The organism is Escherichia sp. HH26CH (assembly GCF_009820205.1).
Taxonomy (GTDB): Bacteria; Pseudomonadota; Gammaproteobacteria; order Enterobacterales; family Enterobacteriaceae; genus Escherichia; species Escherichia coli_F.
Genome location: NZ_VNXM01000061.1, coordinates 1 through 429, shown reverse-complemented (window position 1 = coordinate 429; position 429 = coordinate 1). Strand labels below are relative to the sequence as shown.

Sequence of the window (429 nt, the reverse complement as noted above, 5' to 3'; positions counted from 1 at the left end):
AATTTGAGAGACTCACGAACAACTTTCGTTGTTCAGTGTTTCAATTTTCAGCTTGATCCAGATTTTTAAAGAGCAAAACTTCGCAGTGAACCTTTGCAGGTACACTCTGAAGTATTTTTTATTTAATCACTACAGAGATGGTGGAGCTATGCGGGATCGAACCGCAGACCTCCTGCGTGCAAAGCAGGCGCTCTCCCAGCTGAGCTATAGCCCCATAACATGTAGTTAAAACCTCTTCAAATTTGCGGTGCAAATTTGGTAGGCCTGAGTGGACTTGAACCACCGACCTCACCCTTATCAGGGGTGCGCTCTAACCACCTGAGCTACAAGCCTGTAGAGGTTTTACTGCTCATTTTCATCAGACAATCTGTGTGAGCACTGCAAAGTACAGTTCTTTAAGGTAAGGAGGTGATCCAACCGCAGGTTCCC

Annotated in this window: 2 tRNA genes; both read right to left on the bottom strand. The window is 45.7% G+C overall.

The annotated features are described in order from the left end of the window. Positions 1–138 precede the first annotated feature (138 nt). Positions 139–214: transfer RNA gene (locus FQ015_RS19185), tRNA-Ala, on the bottom strand. Between the two features lie 42 nt (positions 215–256). Continuing rightward, positions 257–333 (bottom strand) — tRNA-Ile (locus FQ015_RS19180). Between the last annotated feature and the right edge of the window lie 96 nt (positions 334–429).